Origin of the sequence: Streptomyces sp. NBC_00466 (assembly GCF_041433995.1) — a bacterium.
In the GTDB taxonomy this organism is placed as follows: Bacteria; Actinomycetota; Actinomycetes; order Streptomycetales; family Streptomycetaceae; genus Streptomyces.
Genome location: NZ_CP107896.1, coordinates 4,768,713 through 4,788,584, shown reverse-complemented (window position 1 = coordinate 4,788,584; position 19,872 = coordinate 4,768,713). Strand labels below are relative to the sequence as shown.

Genomic DNA, 19,872 nt, shown 5'->3' with positions numbered 1-19,872 from the left:
CGCAACAGGCAACACCGATCACCGCACAGGGATCACTCGCGGCCGGGGCCTGTCGTCGGAGTGCCGCCTGCCGCGCGGGGTCCGGCAGTCCCCCGCGCATCCCGGCGGGGCGGAGTTGACCTGTTCCGTCCCGCTATGACCGGGGTGGCGTATGGCGGAAGACCGCCAAGGAGCGGCCTCCCGGCGGACAACTCTCCCCAAGAGAGGGTCATTTAGGTAAAGCTCCGGTCATCAAGCTCCGGATTCCGGACCTTTTCTTCCACATACAGGGATGTAGATGAGCCTCGAATTCCCCAGCTCCATAACCCGGGCGAGACGCGCGGCCCGAGTCGCCGCCGCCGCGGGCGTGGTCCTCGCCCTCGCCGCGGCCGGCGTCGCCCCGGCGGTCGCCGCCGCAGGTCAGGACGGGCCCGCGCCCGCCGGTGTGAAGGCCGCGAAACCTGCCGGGTCCACATCGGACAAGCTCGGTGCGTCCGACGCGCAGCTGCTCGGCCGGGCCGAGCAGGACGGTGCGAAGTCCGTGACCGTCATGGTGGCCACCGCCCCGGGCGCGACCGCCCAGGTGCGCAAGCAGTTCGACGCCGTACCCGGCGCGATCGTCGGCAGGACCGACGACAAGCTGGGGTACGTACGGGCCACTCTGCCGACCCCCAGGGCGGGTTCGGCCATCAAGGCGGCCGGGAAGCTCTCGTCCGTCCACGGCATCGACCTCAAGCAGGAGATCGAGCTGGACGACCCGACCCCGGCCGGTGACACCGCGAAGGGCGCCAAGTCCCGTGCGTCGGCCGGCCCTTACGGCGCCCCGGGCCGGAAGACCCCGGCGAAGAACCCGTACAACCCGTCCTTCGAGACGGGCGCGGTGGACTTCGTGAAGCAGCACCCGAAGTCCGACGGCCGGGGCGTGACCATCGGCATCCTCGACTCCGGTGTCGACCTGGGCCACCCCGCGCTGCGGAAGACCACCACCGGCGAGCGGAAGATCGTCGACTGGGTGACCGCGACGGACCCGGTCTCCGACGGCGACGGCACCTGGCTGCGGATGAACACCGCCGTGACCGGCCCGTCCTTCACCGCGGCGGGCCGCAGCTGGAAGGCCCCCGCCGGTTCGTACCGCTTCCAGACCTTCGCCGAGAAGGTCACCACCGGCGGCGACGAGGCGGGCGACCTCAACCGGGACGGCGACACCACCGACGTGTGGGGCGTGCTGTACGACCCGGCCGCCGGAACCGTGCGGGTGGATCTGGACGGCGACGGCGACTTCACCGACGACGTCGCGATGAAGCCGTACAGGGACAAGTTCCAGATCGGCTACTTCGGCAAGGACGACCCGAGGACGGATGTCGTCGAGCGCGTCCCCTTCGTGGTCGAGAGCCGGAAGAACGTCGTCTACAACGCGGCGGGCGACACATCCGACTACGTCAACATCGGTGTCATCGAGGGCGAGCACGCCACCCATGTCGCGGGCATCACCGCGGCGAACGGCCTGTTCGGCGGCGCGATGAACGGTGCGGCGCCCGGCGCGAAGATCGTCTCGTCGCGTGCCTGCACCTGGAGCGGCGGCTGCACCAACGTCGCCCTCACCGAAGGCATGATGGATCTGGTCGTCAACCGCGGCGTGGACATCGTGAACATGTCGATCGGCGGGCTGCCCCCGCTCAACGACGGCAACAACGCGCGGGACGAGCTGTACAAGCGCCTCATCGACACCTACGGCGTCCAGCTCGTCATCTCCGCGGGCAACGAGGGCCCCGGCGTCAACACCATCGGCGACCCCGGCCTGGCCGACCACGTGATCTCCGTCGGCGCGACCATCTCCAAGGAGACCTGGGCCGCGGACTACGGGTCCGGCGTGACGAAGAAGAACGACATGATGCCGTTCTCCTCGCGCGGCCCGCGTGAGGACGGCGGCTTCACCCCGACGCTCTCCGCGCCCGGCGCGGCCGTCAACTCCACCCAGACCTGGCTGCCCGGCGCTCCCGTGAAGGAGGCGGGTTACCCGCTGCCCGCCGGGTACTCGATGCTCCAGGGCACCTCGATGGCCTCCCCGCAGGCCGCCGGCGCGAGCGCGCTGCTCCTCTCGGCCGCGAAGCAGCAGCACATCGAGCTGCCCCCGGCCGATCTGCGCACCGCCCTCACCAGCACCGCCACCCACATCAAGGGCGTCCCCGCGCACGCCGAGGGCGCGGGCCTGATCAACATCATCGGCGCCTGGAAGACCATCAGGAAGGGCGCGGACTCCCGGCAGGGCGCCGCGCACGAGTACCGGGTCGACGCTCCTGTCGACACCGCGATCGACGAGGCCCTCAAGACCCCCGGCCACGGCACCGGCATCTACGACCGCGAGGGCGGTCTGAAGGCCGGGCAGCAGAGGACGTACAAGGTCACCGTCGTGCGGACCACCGGGCCCGACCGGCCCGTCGCGCACCGGCTGTCCTTCCGGAACAACGACGGCACCTTCTCGCTCGCCGGGCCCGCCCAGGTGTCCCTGCCGCTGGACAGGGCGGTGACCGTGACCGTCCGGGCGAAGCCCGCGTCGGCCGGGGTGCACAGCGCCATCCTCCAGCTCGACGACCCGAGGACGGTCGGCACCGACCAGCAGATCATGTCCACCGTGGTCGTATCGGAGCCGCTCGCCAAGCCCTCGTACACCGTCAAGCACTCCGGCTCGGTGCAGCGCAACAGCACCACGTCGTACTTCCTGACGGTGCCGGAGGGCGCCAAGGCCCTTGAGGTCGGGATGAGCGCCCTGCGGTCGGGCAGCCAGACCCGGTTCATCTCGATCCACCCGTACGGGGTTCCGGTGGACGACACGGGGACACCCAGCTGCTACCCGAACTACGACAACCCGGCCAACACCTGCCGCCCGGACCTGCGCTCCTATCAGGACCCGGCGCCGGGCGTCTGGGAGATCGAGGTCGAGGCCCGCCGTACCTCGCCCTACCTCGACAACCCGTACAAGCTGGATGTGGCGCTGCTCGGCGCCGCCTTCGACCCGGCCGTGCAGACCCTCCCCGAGGCCGGTGCGGGCACTGCCACCCCGGTCGACTGGACCGTCCGCAACGGCTTCGCCGCCATCGAGGGCACGCTGAAGGGCGGCCCGCTCGGCTCGTCCGACGAGGCGACGCCGACCCTCAGGGAGGGCGAGAGCCGGACCACCACGGTCACCGTCCCCGAGGGCGTCGACCGGTTCGACGTGTCCATCGGCGGGACCTCGGACACCGGCGCCGACCTGGACCTCTACGTCTACCGGGGCGCCACCCAGGTGGGCTCGTCCGCGGCCGGCGGCTCCGACGAGTCGGTCAGCCTGCTGAAGCCGGCCGCGGGTACGTACACCGTCGAGGTGGACGCCTACGCGGTCCCGGCCGGGTCGACGGCGTACAGCTACCGCGACGTGTACTTCGCGCCGTCGCTCGGCTCGGTCGAGGTCGACGCGTCGAAGACGGTGAAGCTCGCCACCGGGGCGTCGGCGAAGCTCGATGCCCGGATCGTCGCCGCAGGACCGGCGCCCGCCGGACGCGAGCTCTTCGGCCAGGTGCAGCTGCTGAACGCCCGCGGTACGGTCGCGGGTACCGGCAGCGTCCGGATCGCGAAGGTCACACCGTAACTGTGTGAAACGCCGCAACCGTGCGGAATAAGGTGTGAGCGGCAGGGCCGTGGGGCAGGCGCCAGGATCGGCGCCCGCCCCACTGTCCGTTCCCCGGACAATGGATTGGACAAGGCGCCGCCGGTCGTACGCATGATGGTGCGGCCACCCCCGTGGCCGCCATGGCCAGCAACGACGCGCAGCAGGTGCGCAGTGAGTACGGAGGAGTCACCGTGAGGGTCGGAATCGTCGGAGCCACCGGTCAGGTCGGCACAGTCATGCGCAAGATCCTCGCTGAGCGGGAGTTCCCCGTCGACGAGCTGCGGCTGTTCGCCTCCGTCCGCTCCGCGGGCACCACCCTCGCCTGGCAGAGCAAGGGCATCACCGTCGAGGACGCGGCCACGGCCGACTACTCGGGGCTGGACATCGTGCTCTTCTCGGCGGGCGGCGCCACCTCCAGGGCGCTCGCGGAGAAGGTCGCCGCGCAGGGCCCCGTCGTGATCGACAACTCCTCCGCCTGGCGTGGCGACCCCGAGGTCCCGCTGGTGGTCTCCGAGGTCAACCCGCACGCCATCGCCGACCGCCCCAAGGGCATCATCGCCAACCCGAACTGCACGACGATGGCCGCGATGCCGGTGCTGCGCCCGCTGCACGACGAGGCCGGTCTTGAGGCGCTGATCGTCGCCACCTACCAGGCCGTCTCCGGCTCGGGTGTGGCCGGTGTCGCCGAGCTGCACGACCAGGCGGCCAAGGTCGTCCCGGACGCCGACCGGCTGACGCACGACGGCCGCGCGGTGGACTTCCCCGAGCCCGGCGTCTACAAGCGCCCCATCGCCTTCAATGTGCTGCCGCTGGCCGGCTCGATCGTCGACGACGGGTCCTTCGAGACGGACGAGGAGCAGAAGCTCCGCAACGAGTCCCGCAAGATCCTGGAGATCCCCGGGCTGAAGGTCTCCGGCACCTGTGTCCGGGTCCCGGTCTTCTCCGGCCACTCCCTCCAGATCAACGCCCGCTTCGCCCGCCCCCTCACGGTGGAGCGCGCCTACGAGCTGCTGAAGGCGGCCCCGGGCGTGGAGATCTCCGAGATCCCGACCCCGCTCCAGGCCGCCGGTACGGACCCGTCGTACGTGGGCCGCATCCGCAACGACGAGACCGTGGAGAACGGCCTGGCCCTCTTCGTCTCGAACGACAACCTCCGCAAGGGCGCCGCGCTGAACGCCGTCCAGATCGCGGAGCTGGTGGCGGCCGAGCTCAGCGCCTGACCCCACCGCGGCACCTCTCGGGGCCGCACAGCACAGCCCCACAGCGAGCGCACAGCCCCACCGCGGGGCTGTGCGCTCCGCCGTATCCAGCCCCTCCGCCGCCTCACGCGCCCCAGCCCGTCCCATCCGGCCCACCCGGATGCCGCAGGGCGTGGAAGGATGAGCGGAAACGTCACATACCGAGGAGATGACCCGGGTGCCCGGCACAAATCTGACCCGCGAAGAGGCACGGCAGCGCGCGAGCCTCCTCACCGTTGACTCGTACGCGATCGACCTCGACCTCAGCGGCGCTCAGGAGGGAGGCACCTACCGGTCCGTGACCACCGTGCGCTTCCGGAGCGCGGAAGCCGGGGCCGAGACCTTCATCGACCTCATCGCGCCGACCGTGCACGAGGCCGTCCTGAACGGCACGCCCCTGGATCCCGACGCCGTCTTCAAGGACTCGCGCATCGCGCTCTCCGGGCTGCTCGCCGGCGAGAACGAGCTGCGGGTCGTCGCGGACTGCGCGTACACCAACACCGGTGAGGGCCTGCACCGCTTCGTCGACCCGGTCGACGACCAGGCGTACCTGTACACCCAGTTCGAGGTCGCCGACGCACGGCGGGTCTTCCCCAACTTCGAACAGCCGGACCTGAAGGCGACGTTCCAGTTCACCGTGAAGGCCCCCGAGGGCTGGACCGTGATCTCCAACTCGCCGACGCCCGAACCGCGCGACCACGTCTGGGAGTTCGAGGCGACGCCGCGCATCTCGACGTACATCACGGCGCTCATCGTCGGCCCGTACCACTCGGTGCACAGCAGCTACGAGAAGGACGGCGTGTCCGTCCCGCTCGGGATCTACTGCCGCCCCTCGCTCGCCGAGTTCCTCGACTCGGACGCGATCTTCGACGTCACCCGGCAGGGCTTCGACTGGTTCCAGGAGAAGTTCGACTACGCGTACCCGTTCGCCAAGTACGACCAGCTCTTCGTGCCGGAGTTCAACGCGGGCGCGATGGAGAACGCGGGCGCGGTGACAATTCGCGACCAGTACGTCTTCCGCTCCAAGGTCACCGACGCCGCGTACGAGACGCGCGCCGAGACCATCCTGCACGAGCTGGCGCACATGTGGTTCGGCGACCTGGTCACCATGGAGTGGTGGAACGACCTCTGGCTGAACGAGTCGTTCGCCACGTACACGTCGATCGCGTGCCAGGCGTACGCGGACGGTTCGCAGTGGCCGCAGTCGTGGACGACGTTCGCCAACTCCATGAAGACCTGGGCCTACCGCCAGGACCAGCTGCCGTCCACGCACCCGATCATGGCCGACATCACCGACCTGGACGACGTCCTGGTCAACTTCGACGGCATCACGTACGCCAAGGGCGCGTCGGTGCTCAAGCAGCTCGTCGCCTATGTCGGCGTGGACGAGTTCTTCCGGGGCGTACAGGCGTACTTCAAGGAGCACGCCTTCGGCAACACCCGTCTCTCGGACCTGCTCGGCGCGCTGGAGAAGACCTCGGGGCGCGATCTGAAGGCCTGGTCGACGGCGTGGCTGGAGACCGCGGGGATCAACATCCTGCGCCCGGAGATCGAGGTCGACGGCGCCGGCCACATCACCTCCTTCGCCGTACGGCAGGAGGCGCCCGAGCTGCCCGCGGGCGCCAAGGGCGAGCCGACGCTGCGCCCGCACCGCATCGCGATCGGCTGCTACGACCTGGACGAGGACGGCAAGCTCGTCCGTACGAACCGGATCGAGCTGGACGTCGAGGGCGAGCGCACCGAGGTGCCGTTCCCGCAGGACACCCCGCGCCCCGCGGTGATCCTGCTCAACGACGACGACCTGTCGTACGCGAAGGTGCGCCTCGACGAGGAGTCGCTGCGCGTCGTCACCGAGCACCTCGGCGACTTCGCCGAGTCGCTGCCGCGCGCCCTGTCCTGGGCCTCCGCCTGGGACATGACCCGCGACGGCGAGCTGGCCACCCGCGACTATCTGGCGCTCGTCCTGTCCGGTATCTCCAAGGAGTCGGACATCGGCGTCGTGCAGTCGCTGCACCGTCAGGTGAAGCTGGCACTCGACCTGTACGCGGACCCCGCCTGGCGCGAGGCCGGCCTGAGCCAGTGGACGGAGGCGACGCTGGCGCATCTGCGGGCCGCCGACGCGGGCAGCGACCACCAGCTGGCGTGGGCCCGTGCGTTCGCCGCGACAGCGCGTACCCCGCTCCAGCTCGATCTGCTGAACTCGCTGCTCGAAGGCGAGGAGACGGTCGAGGGGCTGGCCGTCGACACCGAGCTGCGCTGGGCGTTCGTGCACCGGCTGGCCGCTGTCGGCCGGTTCGACGAGGAGGAGATCGCGGGCGAGCTGCAGCGCGACAAGACCTCAGCCGGTGAGCGGCACGCGGCGAGCGCCCGTGCCGCGCGTCCGACGGAGGCGGCCAAGGCGGAGGCGTGGGCGTCGGTCGTGGAGTCCGACCAGCTGCCCAACGCCGTCCAGGAAGCGGTCATCGGCGGCTTCGTCCAGACCGACCAGCGCGAGGTGCTCGCTCCGTATACGGAGAAGTACTTCGCGGCGGTGAAGGACGTCTGGGAGTCCCGCAGCCACGAGATGGCCCAGCAGGTCGCGGTCGGGCTGTACCCGGCGCTCCAGGTCTCGCAGGAGACGCTGGACGCGACGGACGCCTGGCTGGAGTCCGCCGGGCCGAACGCCGCGCTGCGGCGACTGGTGTCCGAGTCGCGCTCGGGCGTGGAGCGGGCCCTGCGGGCCCAGGCGGCGGACGCTGCCGCGGCGCGCGCCTAGGCCCTGTCCGCAGAGTCGCGCCCGGTCCAGGAATGAGTGCGGGGCGGGTGGCCGGGTCCGGCAGGACCTCGGCCACCCGCCCCTTCCTCTGTGCGGGTTTTCCCCCGGCCTCCGGACAGAGGTGTCAGCGGTGCGGAAGGGTCAGGACGCGTTGTAGCGGCGGCGCAGCTCCGCCGTGCCGGCCTCGGTGAAGGTGCCGTGGAGGCGCATCCGTGCCACGCCGCCGTCCGGGAAGGTGTCCAGGCGTACGTGGGTGACGACCGCCTCGGCCGCGAGCTTGAAGCGGTGCAGGGTGTCGGGCTGGAGCTTGGTACGCGGGATGATCTCGAACCACTCGCCCGACTCGCCGTCGCGGCCGCTCAGCGCGATCCAGCCGGCGGCGTTGCCCTTGAGGTAGGCGGTGTCGATCTCCACGGCGCGTACGGCGCCCTGGGCGGCCAGCCGGAACCGTACCCAGTCGTTGGTGTCGCGGACGCGGCGACGGCGGTTCTCCCAGCCGTCGTCCATCTTGCGGGAGGTGCCGGGCAGGATGATCTGGGTCGGCGAGGAGTAGAAGCGGTCCGAAGCGTCCTCGTACGCGGCGCCGTTGAGCACCGAGGCCAGGTCGACCGTGGAGAGCAGGTCGAGCCACTCGGGGTCGGGCACGACCTCGCCGTGCACGCGGAGGCGGGCGACACCGCCGTCGGGGTGCTGGCAGAGCCTGACGTGGGTGTAGACACGGTCGCCGGTGATCTCGAAGGCGTTGGCCGCGTGGCCGAGGACGGGGGAGCGCGGGACGATCTCCTCCCACTTCACGTCGTCGGCGAGCAGTTCCTCGGGGCTCGGGGAGCCTTCCACCGTGGCGCCCTGGACCGATATCTGCTGCGGGTAATTGCCGCGGAAGTGGGCGGTGTCGACGATGATCCCGCGGATGACGCCGGGGGCACCGAGGCGGACGAGCGCCCAGTCGTGGTCGTCCGGGGTCGGGAAGGGCGTCTCGGCGGACGCACCGCGCCGGCGGCGGGTCTCCCAGCCGTCCATGATCTTGCCCTTGTGACCGAAGTGCTCGGGGTCGAAGACGGCACGCTCACGGACGAGCAGGTTCTCGCGCTCGGCGAAGAACTCGTCGTTGGCGGCTACGACCCCCGCACCGAGACGGCGGTCGGCCAGGTCGACCAGCTCGGTGAAGGCGTGGTCCCCCGAGCGGTAGTCGGCGTACGGGTCGCCGCCGCCGTAGGGGGCCGCGTCGTTGGCGTGGGGGTCCTGGGAGCTCGCTGCATCGGTGGAAGTCATGCTCCGACTGTCACCCAGAACCAACGATCACGTCCATCGAAAGTTTCCACAGAATCCATTCAGCAGAACTGAACGATGCTACGGATGGCCGCCCTGCCCGACCGCGACCTCGCGCAGCGCGTCCAGCACCCGGCCGACCGCGGTGCCCTCCTCGGCCCCGCGCCGTACCGCGGCGATCACATGGCGCTGCGGCTGGTCGGCGCTGAGCACCCGGGTCACCACACCCGTACGGCGCTCGCCGCCGACCGCCATCCTGGGCACCAGCGCGACCCCCATCTCCGCCTCCACCATGGCCAGGATCGCTGTCCAGCCGGCCGCGCTGTGCGCCTGCTCGGGGACGAATCCGGCGGCCTCGCAGGCCGCCGTGGTGATCTCCGACCAGGGCCCGCTGCCGCCGAAGATCCACGCCTCGCCCGAGAGGTCCGCGAGCCGCAGCCCCTCGGTGGATGCCAGCGGGTGCCCGGCGGGCAGCGCCACGTCGAGCGGGTCGGCGAGCAGCGGTACGCGGGTGAAGCGCGGGTCGCGGGCGGTCGGGGCGTGGGCGGCGAGGGAGATCGCCAGGTCGACGTCGCCGCCCGAGAGCAGCTCGTACGCCTCGGCCGCCTCCGCCTCCCGGATGCGGACCTCGACAGCGGGGTGGCTGCGGCGCAACGCGGCCACCGCGGGGACCACCAGCGCGGGGACCGCGGTGGAGAAGGCGCCCACCCTGACCTCGCCCGCCTCCCCCTGGAGGTAGCCGGCCAGCTCGGCGTCCGCGCGCTCCAACTGGGCGAAGACCGCCTCGGCGTGCCGGAGGACCAGATGCGCCGCGTCGGTGAGCCTGACCCGTCTGCCCTGGGCCACGAGCAGCGGTACGCCGAGCTGCTTCGCCAGGTTGGACAGCTGCTGGGAGACGGCCGACGGGGTCATCCGGAGCGCCTCGGCGGTGGCCGTTACGGTGCCCCGCTCGCTCAGGGTGCGGAGGATCTGGAGCTTCCGGATGTCCCACTCGGTCATACCCGCAACCTATCCCCAGGCGCACAGCAGACACGGAACAGGTGCGGAACGCAGAGGTGCCGCGGGGCCGGTTCGGGCGGCTCCGCGGCACATCGGGTCAAGAGGGCGAGTGTCAGGCCTTCTTGCTTCAGGCCTTCTTACGGGACTTGTCGAGGACCATCACCAGTCCGGCAATGATCCCGAACAGTACGAGAGGTGTGATCACAAAGAGGCCGATCGTGTCGAAGACACTCAGGCCAGGACCGGGGTCGTCGCCGTCGTCGCGGGTCAGCGCGAGCGCGGGGGACGACATGAGCAGCATCATCAGCGTCGTACCGGCTGCTACGGCTCCGGCGCGCACGGCGTTCTTCTTGTCCACGGACCAAACGTAGCGAACGGCTATACGGTCTGCGCGCCCGGGGGTGCCGTACGCGGCCGGAACTCAGCCATCAGGCGGTGCAGACGGGGTGAGGCGGCCACTTCCTCCAGGGTCATGGGCCTGCCCTGCGGGTCGGCGACCGGCAGCCGCCAGTTGGGATACTGGTCCCAGGTGCCGGGGAGATTCTGCGGCCTGCGGTCCCCCACCGCGTCCGGCAGCCAGATGCCCGTCATCCGGGCCGGGGTGCGCAGCAGGAAGCGGTGGACCGCGCGGACCTCCCCCTCCTCGTCGCCCGGGCCCTCGGGCAGCAGTCCGAGCCGGGAGAGAAAGCCGAGCCACTCGGCGAGTTCGGCCTTGTCCTCGGCCTGTTCCTGGCCCAGCGGACGGGTCAGCAGGCCCAGGCGGTGGCGGAGTTCGACATGTTCACCGGTCAGCCGGGCCGCGGTGGACGGCAGATCGTGGGTGGTGGCCGTCGCCACGCACTCCTCGCGCCACTTCTCCGGCGCCAGCGGCCGGCCCGTACCGCTCCAGTCGCGCTCGAACCAGAGCACCGAAGTGCCCAGCACACCGCGGCGCGAGAGGGACTCACGGACGCCCGGCTCGACCGTGCCGAGGTCCTCGCCGATGACGACCGCGCCCGCACGGTGGGCCTCCAGCGCGAGTACCGCCAGCATCGCGTCGGCGTCATAACGGACATATGTTCCTGTGGTGGGATCGCCGCCCGCGGGTACCCACCAGAGCCGGAAGAGCCCCATCACATGGTCGATCCTGAGCGCGCCCGCGTTCCGCAGGATGCCTCTCAGCAGCCCGCGGTAGGGCGCGTACCCGGATGCGGCGAGCGCGTCGGGGCGCCAGGGCGGCAGACCCCAGTCCTGGCCGCGGGCGTTGAAGGCGTCCGGCGGGGCGCCGACGGACATCCCCGCGGCGAAGACGGACTGCTGGGCCCAGGCGTCCGCGCCGTCCGGATGCACCCCGACGGCGAGGTCGTGGACCAGACCGGTCTCCATGCCGGCCTCGCGGGCGGCGCGCTGGGCGTCGGCGAGCTGGCCGTCGGTCAGCCAGGCGAGCCACATGTGGAAGTCGACACGGTGCTGGAGCGCCGCGCGGGCGCGGGCCGTCCCGTGCGAGCGGGGGTCGCGGAGCGGCGCGGGCCAGGCGTGCCAGTCGGGTCCGTGCTCCTCGGCCAGCGCGCACCAGGTGGCGTGGTCCTCCAGCGGGCGGCCCTGGGCGGCGAGGTAGTCGGCGTAGGCGGCGCGTCTGCCGGGGCCGAGCGGCACCTCGTAGACCAGCTCCAGGGCCTCCTTCTTCAGCGCCCACACGGCGTCGCGGTCGATCAGGGCGCCCCCGTGGAGCACCGCGTCCCTCAGCACGGCGGCCCGGCGGAGATGGCTGCGGTCCTCGACGTACGCGTACTCGGGGACCGCCTCGACCCGCAGGTGGACGGGGTCCGGGAAGCGCCGCGACGAGGGCCGGTAGGGCGAGGGGTCGGTGGGCGCTCCGGGCGCTGCCGCGTGGAGCGGATTGACCTGGACGAACCCGGTGCCGTGCACCCGCCCCGACCAGGCGGCGAGCTCGGCCAGGTCGCCGAGGTCGCCCATGCCCCAGGAGCGCGCGGACAGCAGGGAGTAGAGCTGCACCAGGAAGCCGTGGCTGTGGCCGGGCGGCTGCGGCACCCGTTCGGGCGCGACCACGAGTGCGGCCCGCACGGTGCGGCCGTCGGCCGCCTCGGCATGCAATTGGTGCACGCCGAGCGGCAGTTCCTGCCACTTGTCGAGGGTGCTGCCCTGCTCGGTCTCGATCCGCAGCCGGGTACCGAGCGGGAGGTCGCGCACGGCCGGGGGGCGCTCACCGGGTCTGGCCACGACGGTCGGCGGCAGCAGTCGGTCCGCCAGGGCCGCCTCGTGGCGGGCGAGCGCCGCGCTGACCGAATCCGGTGTCGACGCGTCGATGTCGAGCGCGGCGAGCACAGCGATGACGGTGGTGTCGGAGACCGGGACGGTGACGTCCTCGGACGGTGCGTAGCTGGTGGCGACTCCATGCAGCGCGGCGAGCCTGGCAAGGCTCATGCGGACTCCCCGTTCAGGCTGCGGTCAGATCCCGGCAGCCGTTCCGTATGCGGTGGGCTCACTGGTCAACGGGGTGAAGTCGGCGAGCGGCGGTTCGCTGGTGAGGGGGGCGACATCGGAGAGCGGGGGCTCGCTGGTCAGCGGCAGCTCCATGGAGCTGGTGCTCGCGTCGGGGTCGGGCATCAGGTCCGGCACGAGCTCCGGAACGGTCTCCGGGACAGGTTTGGACAGGGCCGAGAGCAGAAGCTGCGCGGAAGCGGCCACGAGAATCTCCGTAAGGTCGGCGACGAGGTTGGATCCAACCCCCTACCCAGCGGGCGCGACCCCATCCGTATTCGTCTCACCAACGTGCGCCGGGTCACATTGCGTTCCCCGCAGAAGAAATTGTCCACACCATCACCGGATCGGGCAATTCCGGCACACCGCCACCCGCCCCGCCGCGCACCCGGAAACCCGCTCCAGCCGGTGCGGCGACTGGGGATGGACGGTACGAACCGATGAAGCAATAAACCGATGAGGCAATAAACCGGTGAAGCTATGAACCAGTGAAGCGATGAACCGCTGAGGTGTTGATCCGGTGGTCCGGTGAGGTGGTGATGCGCTGAGGTGGTGATGCGCTGAGCTGGTGATGCGCTGAGGCGATGATCCGGTGGGCCCATCAACGGATGACGCGATAACCGATGAGGCCATGAACCGATGAACCGATGACCTGCGCGGCGGCGACAGGAAGAGCTCCCGGCGGCCCCGGCGGGCCACCGGGAGCGCCGCTCGTCAGGCCGAGACGCCGTCGATCCGTGCCATGGCGTCCTCCGCGCCGAACGGCTGCAGGTACGGCAGCCAGCGCGGGTCCCGGTGTCCGGTGCCGATGATGCGCCAGGCGAGGCCGCTCGGCGGGGCGGGCTGGTGGCGCAGGCGCCAGCCCAGTTCCAGCAGGTGCCGGTCGGCCTTGACGTGGTTGCAGCGGCGGCACGCGGCCACCACGTTGTCCCAGCGGTGCAGTCCGCCGCGGCTGCGCGGAATGACATGGTCGACGCTGGTTGCGACGCCACCGCAGTACATACAGCGGCCGCCGTCCCGCGCGAACAGTGCACGGCGGGTGAGCGGGACGGGCCCCCGGTAGGGGACGCGCACGAACCGCTTCAGCCGTACGACACTGGGCGCGGGGACGATGCGGGTGGCACTGTGCATGAAGGCGCCGGATTCCTCCAGGGAGACAGCCTTGTTCTCCAGGACGAGGACGAGCGCGCGACGGAGCGGTACGACGCCGAGCGGCTCGTACGACGCGTTGAGGACCAGGACGTGCGGCACGGTGGATGCCTCCTTGTACGCCGGCGGCGCGTGGCTCGCGCCGGGACGATCTGCCCTCAGTCTCTCCTCATGCCTGGTGGAAGCGCCACCAACGTCAGGTAACGGGCTCGGAGTGTTTTCGTCCGTACCTGGCCGTTCCTGACCGTTCGCGCCCCGTTCCCGGCGGTTTTCAGCGGCTGTCAGCGGTTCCCAGCCCTTCATACCGGTTCCGCGCGTGGGATAGATCTCTCCGCCGAACAGGTCGGCCGAAGTAGCGGTGATGCGCCGTTAGTGTGGAGGTTCTGCCCGCTTCCCCTGGAGGTTTCCGCTGTGAACGCCGTGCAAGCCGTGACCTGGTCGCTAGCGACGGGTGACAGCTCTCGGCCCGGTACGGCCGACAGTCTCGACAACGCTCAGAAGTCCGCGACGTATGCCGCCGACTGGGTGCAGCAGAACTGGTCCACCTGGCTCTCGATCGGGCTGCGGATCCTCCTGATCCTCGTCATCGCCACCGTGCTGCGCTCTCTTGTCCGGCGGGCGCTCACCCGGCTGATAGAGCACATGAACCGCAGCGCGACGGCCGTCGAAGGCACCGCTCTCGGCGGTCTCCTGGTGAACCAGGAGCGCCGGCGCCAGCGTTCCGAGGCCATCGGTTCGGTGCTGCGCTCGGTGGCGTCCTTCGTGATCCTCGGCACCGCGGCCCTGATGGTGCTCTCCACGCTCAAGATCGATCTGGCGCCGCTGCTCGCGTCCGCCGGGGTCGCCGGGGTCGCGATCGGGTTCGGTGCGCGCAATCTGGTCACCGACTTCCTCTCCGGTGTCTTCATGATCATGGAAGACCAGTACGGCGTCGGGGACAGCATCGACGCCGGGGTCGCGACCGGCGAGGTGATAGAGGTCGGGCTGCGGGTGACCAAACTGCGCGGCGAGAACGGCGCGATCTGGTACGTACGCAACGGCGAGATCAAGCGGATCGGCAACCTCAGCCAGGGCTGGGCGACCGCGGCCGTGGACGTCCAGGTCAAGCCGACCGAGGACCTGGAGCGGCTGCGCGAGGTGATCAGCGTGGTCGCGCAGGATCTGGCCAAGTCCGAACCGTGGAACGAACAGCTCTGGGGCCCGGTCGAGATCCTCGGTCTGGACTCCGTACTGCTGGACTCGATGGTCATCAGGATCTCCGCCAAGACCATGCCGGGCAAGGCCCTGGGCGTGGAGCGGGAGCTGCGCTGGCGGCTCAAGATCGCGCTGGAGGAGGCGGGCATCACGGTCGTGGGCGGCCCCGTCACGGTCGACACGCAGGAGCCCCCGCCGGACCCGTCGGCCGGCATGGCGGCCCCGTCCGCACTGGCCAGCCCGACATCGCCGCAGTCGCTCGCCGCGACGCCGATCCCGCCGCAGAACCTCTCGAAGTAGCAGAGCCTTTCGAAGCAGCAGACTCTTTCGAAGCAGCAGAGCCTTTCGAAGTAAACGGCCCGGAGCGGCGCCGTCTCCCGGAGCCCCTAGCAGCACCGTTCACTCTCCGTACGGACGAGCGCCCCGCAGAACACGCGGGGCGCTCTTTCCGTGTGCCCAGGTAACGCTTTGGTTGCCGGACGGGGACAGACCATTGACGCCCGGCTGACCTGCGGCCTACGTTCCTCACAACCGAATTGGAAACTTTCCTAACAGTGCTTCCTGAACAGTGGCGCGAGGGGCAGGTGCGTACGACGTGGCCGGTGGCACGACTCCAGGAACCCCCCGCGTGCTGCGGGCGATGAACGACCGCGCCGCCCTCGACCTGCTGCTTGAGCACGGACCGCTCTCCCGCACGAAGATCGGCAAGCTGACCGGGCTCTCCAAGCCGACCGCCTCCCAGCTGCTGGCGCGCCTTGAGGCCGCCGGGCTCGTGGTGGCCACCGGCACCAGCGAGGGCCGGCCAGGACCGAGCGCCCAGCTCTACGCCGTCAACGCGGGGGCCGGCCACGCCGCCGGGATCGATGTGAACCCGCAGCGCATCCGGGCCGCCGTCGCGGACATCACGGGCCGCACCATCGGCGAGTTCCGCCTCTCGACCCCCGGCAGGCGCGGCGCCGACGTGGTCAAGCAGGTGACCGACGCCCTGGACGGCGCCACGAAGGCCGCCGGACTGGTGCGGGCCGATCTGCGGCGCGTGGTGGTCGGCACCCCCGGCGCCTTCGACCCGAACACCGGCCGGCTGCGGTACGCATCCCATCTGCCCGGCTGGCACTCCCCCACGCTGCTCGACGAGCTGGCGGCCGCGCTGCCGATGCCCGTCGAGTACGAGAACGACGTCAATCTGGCAGCCATCGCCGAACAGCGACTGGGAGCCGCCCGCGGTCACGAGGACTTCGTACTGCTCTGGAACGAGGAGGGCGTCGGCGCCGCCGTCGTCCTCGGCGGCCGGCTGCACCGCGGCTTCACCGGCGGCGCGGGCGAGGTCGGCTTCATGCCGGTGCCCGGCGCCCCGCTGGTACGCCAGGTGACCAAGGTCAACGCGGGCGGCTTCCAGGAGCTCGCCGGCTCCCAGGCGCTGGCCAGACTGGCCCGGGAGCTGGGCATCGAGGACATCGGCAGCGGTTCGCACATCGAGGTGGCGAGCGCGCTGGTCTCCGAGGCCGCGCGGGCCGACGGAGGACCGTACCGCCGCCTCCTGGAGGTCTTCGCCACCGCGGTGGCCACCGGTCTCGCCTCGCTGGTGGCCGTGCTCGACCCCGAACTCCTGGTTCTCTCCGGCGATCTGATCGCGGCGGGCGGCGAACCGCTGCGCGAACTCGTCCAGCGCGAACTGGCCGAGCTGGCCGCGTCCCGGCCCCGGCTCGTCCTCGGCTCCGTACGGGAACAGCCCGTCCTGCGCGGGGCGTTGGAGAGCGCACTCGCCACCACCCGCGACGAGGTGTTCGACACCTCGGCCCCCTGACCCCCGCAGCGCCGACCGCGTCCCGCCGTACCCCTTCGCTCAGCCCTTCTGTTTCCTCCGAGTGCCCCGCAGGTTCCGCTTACCCGAGTGCCCCGCAAGCAGCTCCGCGAGTACCCCCGTAAAGCCACAGATCCGCCAGAGGGAGATTCCGTCATGCCCAGAAACCGCCGACTGGCCGCGTCCGCCGTCGCTGCCGCATCCATGTCCCTGCTCGCCTCGGCCTGTACGGGCCAGAGCTCGGGCGGCGCGACCGACGACGTGAACGCGAAGACCACCATCACCTTCTGGCACGGCTGGAGCGCCGCGAGCGAGGTCAAGGCGATCCAGGCGGATGTCGACCGGTTCGAGAAGATCCACCCGAACATCAAGGTGAAGGTCGTCGGCAACATGACCGACGACAAGATCAACCAGGCGCTGCGCGGCGGCGGTTCGGACGCCCCCGACGTCGTCTCCTCCTTCACCACCGACAACGTCGGCAAGTTCTGCTCGTCCGGTGCCTTCGCGGATCTGAAGCCCTTCCTCGCCAAGTCGAAGATCGACCTGGACAAGACCTTCTCCAAGCCGCTCCAGGACTACACGCAGTTCGACGGCGTGCGCTGCACCCTGCCGCTGCTCAGCGACGCGTACGCGCTCTACTACAACAAGGCCGAGTTCAAGGACGCCGGGATCACCGCGCCGCCCAAGACCTGGACCGAGTTCGACCAGGACGCCGTCAAGCTGACGAAGTCCAAGGGCGACTCGTACCAGCAGCTCGGCTTCATGCCGACCTTCCACGGTTACGAGTCGACGCCCAGCCACATGGTGGCGCAGTGGAGCCCCACCTACGTCGGCAAGGACGGCAAGTCGAACGTCGACAGGGATCCCGCCTTCGGGAAGATGTTCACCTGGCAGCAGAACCTGGTGAAGAAGCTGGGCGGTTTCAGCAAGCTGGAGAAGTACCGGGCCACGTTCGGCGACGAGTGGGGCGCCAAGCACCCCTTCCAGACCGGCCAGGTCGCCATGCAGGTCGACGGCGAGTGGCGCCTCGGGATGGCCCAGGATGCCAAGTCGAAGGTGGACATCGGCATCGCGCCGCTGCCGGTCCCCGACGACCAGGCCGCCTCGTACGGCAAGGGCTACATCACCGGCACGATCGCCGGTATCGCGTCGACCAGCAAGAAGCAGAACGCCTCCTGGGAGTTCGTCAAGTACATCACCACCGACACCGACGCGGTCGTGGACTTCGCCAACGACATCCACAACATCCCGTCCACGCTGGCCGCGCTCAAGTCACCGAAGCTGAAGTTCGACCCGCGGCTGAAGACGTTCCTGGACATCGCGCAGGACCCGCGGTCCAACACCACGCCTCCGTCGGTCAACGGCGGCACCTACCAGGTGACCCTCCAGGACTTCGGATACGACTTCGAGTCCGGCAGGGCGAAGGATCTGCAGGCCGGTCTGCGGAAGACCGCTTCGCAGATCGACAAGGACAACGAGAAGGCGAAGTAGCCTCGCCATGACCACGTACACCCCGCGTTCGAAGCGCCGCCGCGCGGCCGTGCGGACGGCGGCCTTCATGTCGCCCTGGCTCATCGGGTTCTGCCTCTTCTTCGTGTACCCGCTGGTCTCGACCGTCTACTTCTCCTTCACGAAGTACGACGGCTTCAAGGCCCCGTCCTTCAACGGCCTGACGAACTGGACGTACGTCTTCACCGAGTACCCGGACTTCTGGCCCGCGATGCGCAACACGCTCTGGCTGGTGGTCGTGATGGTCGCCTGCCGGGTGGTCTTCGGGCTCGGCATCGGGATGCTGATCACGAAGATCAAGACGGGTGCCGGGATCTTCCGGACCCTGTTCTACCTGCCGTATCTCGCGCCGCCGGTCGCCGCGACCCTGGCCTTCGTCTTCCTGCTCAACCCGGGGACGGGGCCGGTCAACTCGATACTCGGCGGCATCGGGCTGCCGACACCCGGCTGGTTCACCGACGCGACCTGGTCGAAGCCCGCGCTCACCATGCTCGCGGTGTGGGGCATCGGCGACCTGATGGTGATCTTCATGGCCGCGCTCCTCGACGTACCGAAGGAGCAGTACGAGGCGGCGGAGCTGGACGGCGCGTCAGCGCTGCAGCGCTTCCGGTTCGTGACGCTGCCGAACATCTCGCCGATCATCATGTTCGCCGTGGTCACCGGGATCATCCAGGCGATGCAGTACTACACCCAGCCACTGGTGGCCGGGAAGGTCGCGTCGGGCATCATCGGCGGCTCCGGGCAGCAGTTCCAGCCCGGCTTCCCCGACAAGTCCACGCTGACCCTGCCGCAGCTCGTCTACACGCTCGGCTTCCAGCGCTTCGACTACGGCTCCGCGTGTGTGGTCGCGCTCGTCCTCTTCGCCCTGGCCATGGCGTTCACCGCACTGCTGATGCGGCGCCGCAGCGGGCTCGTACAGGCAGGTGACTGACCGTCATGACACAGCTCACCCAGCTCGCGGAGAACCCCCCGGTCCGGGCCCGGGGAGGCGAGGACCCCGCCGCCGCCCAGCGGACCGCCCGCCGGAAGACCCTGCTGCACTGGATCGCCGTGCACGCCCTCGGAGTGGCCGCCGCGCTGTTCTTCGTGCTGCCGTTCGTCTTCGTGATCCTCACCTCGCTGATGAGCGACCAGCAGGCGCTCACCCGCGACCTGTGGCCGCACACCTTCGAGTGGTCCAACTACCGCAAGGTGTTCGACACTCCGGGCTTCCTGTCCTGGTGGCGGAACACCCTGCTGTACGCGGGTCTCGGCACCGTACTGACCGTGGTGTCGTCGCTGCCCGTGGCGTACGCGCTCGCCAAGTTCCGCTTCCGCGGCCGGCATCTGTCGCTGATGCTCGTCATCTCGATGATGATGCTGCCGCCGCAGGTCGTCATCATCCCGATGTACCTGTTCTGGGCGAAGCAGCTGGACCTGTCGGGCACGCTCTGGCCGCTGATCATCCCGATGGCGTTCGGTGACGCGTTCTCCATCTTCCTGCTGCGGCAGTTCCTGCTGACCATCCCCGACGAGTACATCGACGCGGCGAAGGTCGACGGCTGCGGCGAGTTCCGCACCCTGCTGAAGGTCATCGTCCCGATGGCCAGGCCGGGCATCGCGGCCGTCGCGCTCTTCCAGTTCTTCTACGCCTGGAACGACTACTTCGGCCCGCAGATCTACACCTCGGAGAACTCGGCCGCCTGGACGCTCTCCTACGGCCTGGAGTCCTTCAAGGGCGCACACCATACCGACTGGAATCTGACCATGGCCGCGACCGTCCTGGTCATGGCCCCTGTGATCCTCGTCTTCTTCTTCGCACAGAAGGCATTCGTCGAGGGCGTCACACTGACCGGAGTGAAGGGTTAGCTGA

At 70.0% G+C, this 19,872-nt stretch carries 14 protein-coding genes; 8 read left to right on the top strand and 6 right to left on the bottom strand.

Annotated elements, in window-relative coordinates; genetic code table 11:
• The first annotated feature begins 277 nt into the window (after positions 1–277).
• From OG210_RS21425 to pepN, 3 genes are all read left to right on the top strand, one after another.
• Positions 278–3,604: a S8 family serine peptidase gene (locus OG210_RS21425; RefSeq protein ID WP_371538302.1), complete on the top strand. Its 3,327-nt coding sequence runs from the start codon at positions 278–280 to the stop codon at positions 3,602–3,604.
• 212 nt (positions 3,605–3,816) lie between these two features.
• Positions 3,817–4,845 carry an aspartate-semialdehyde dehydrogenase gene (locus OG210_RS21420; protein WP_328335422.1) on the top strand — a complete coding sequence of 343 codons (1,029 nt, stop codon included), beginning with the start codon at positions 3,817–3,819 and terminating at the stop codon, positions 4,843–4,845.
• 196 nt (positions 4,846–5,041) lie between these two features.
• Positions 5,042–7,618 (top strand): aminopeptidase N, encoded by a 2,577-nt coding sequence (gene pepN, locus OG210_RS21415; protein WP_328326578.1) that lies wholly within the window; start codon positions 5,042–5,044, stop codon positions 7,616–7,618.
• Positions 7,619–7,759: 141 nt separating this feature from the next.
• Here pepN and alc read toward each other — a convergent pair whose 3' ends face one another.
• From alc to OG210_RS21385, 6 genes are all read right to left on the bottom strand, one after another.
• A complete protein-coding gene (gene alc, locus OG210_RS21410) occupies positions 7,760–8,890 on the bottom strand; it encodes an allantoicase (protein WP_327297589.1) in 1,131 nt (376 codons plus the stop codon).
• 78 nt (positions 8,891–8,968) lie between these two features.
• Positions 8,969–9,886: a LysR family transcriptional regulator gene (locus OG210_RS21405; protein WP_371538299.1), complete on the bottom strand. Its 918-nt coding sequence runs from the start codon at positions 9,884–9,886 to the stop codon at positions 8,969–8,971.
• A 127-nt stretch (positions 9,887–10,013) separates the two neighbouring features.
• Positions 10,014–10,244 (bottom strand): hypothetical protein, encoded by a 231-nt coding sequence (locus OG210_RS21400; protein ID WP_164265242.1) that lies wholly within the window; start codon positions 10,242–10,244, stop codon positions 10,014–10,016.
• 20 nt (positions 10,245–10,264) lie between these two features.
• Positions 10,265–12,310, bottom strand: coding sequence for a 4-alpha-glucanotransferase (gene malQ / locus OG210_RS21395; RefSeq protein WP_371538296.1), 2,046 nt, complete (start codon positions 12,308–12,310; stop codon positions 10,265–10,267).
• A 24-nt stretch (positions 12,311–12,334) separates the two neighbouring features.
• Entirely contained in the window at positions 12,335–12,574 is a 240-nt protein-coding gene (locus OG210_RS21390) for a hypothetical protein (RefSeq protein WP_164265240.1), read from the bottom strand.
• A 507-nt stretch (positions 12,575–13,081) separates the two neighbouring features.
• The gene (locus tag OG210_RS21385; RefSeq protein ID WP_328326585.1) at positions 13,082–13,618 is read right to left on the bottom strand and encodes an HNH endonuclease; all 537 of its coding nucleotides are present in this window, start codon (positions 13,616–13,618) and stop codon (positions 13,082–13,084) included.
• Between the two features lie 318 nt (positions 13,619–13,936).
• Here OG210_RS21385 and OG210_RS21380 point away from each other — a divergent pair, with 318 nt between their 5' ends.
• The 5 genes from OG210_RS21380 to OG210_RS21360 all read left to right on the top strand — a co-directional run bounded on the left by OG210_RS21380 (position 13,937) and on the right by OG210_RS21360 (position 19,868).
• Positions 13,937–15,010 carry a mechanosensitive ion channel family protein gene (locus OG210_RS21380; RefSeq protein ID WP_328335423.1) on the top strand — a complete coding sequence of 358 codons (1,074 nt, stop codon included), beginning with the start codon at positions 13,937–13,939 and terminating at the stop codon, positions 15,008–15,010.
• Positions 15,011–15,305: 295 nt separating this feature from the next.
• Entirely contained in the window at positions 15,306–16,514 is a 1,209-nt protein-coding gene (locus tag OG210_RS21375; RefSeq protein ID WP_328326588.1) for an ROK family transcriptional regulator, read from the top strand.
• A gap of 153 nt (positions 16,515–16,667) precedes the next feature.
• On the top strand, positions 16,668–18,002 hold the full coding sequence (locus tag OG210_RS21370; RefSeq protein WP_328326590.1) for an ABC transporter substrate-binding protein: 1,335 nt from the start codon (positions 16,668–16,670) through the stop codon (positions 18,000–18,002).
• 7 nt (positions 18,003–18,009) lie between these two features.
• Positions 18,010–18,951 carry a sugar ABC transporter permease gene (locus OG210_RS21365; protein ID WP_328326591.1) on the top strand — a complete coding sequence of 314 codons (942 nt, stop codon included), beginning with the start codon at positions 18,010–18,012 and terminating at the stop codon, positions 18,949–18,951.
• Between the two features lie 5 nt (positions 18,952–18,956).
• A complete protein-coding gene (locus OG210_RS21360; RefSeq protein ID WP_328326593.1) occupies positions 18,957–19,868 on the top strand; it encodes a carbohydrate ABC transporter permease in 912 nt (303 codons plus the stop codon).
• Positions 19,869–19,872 lie beyond the last annotated feature (4 nt).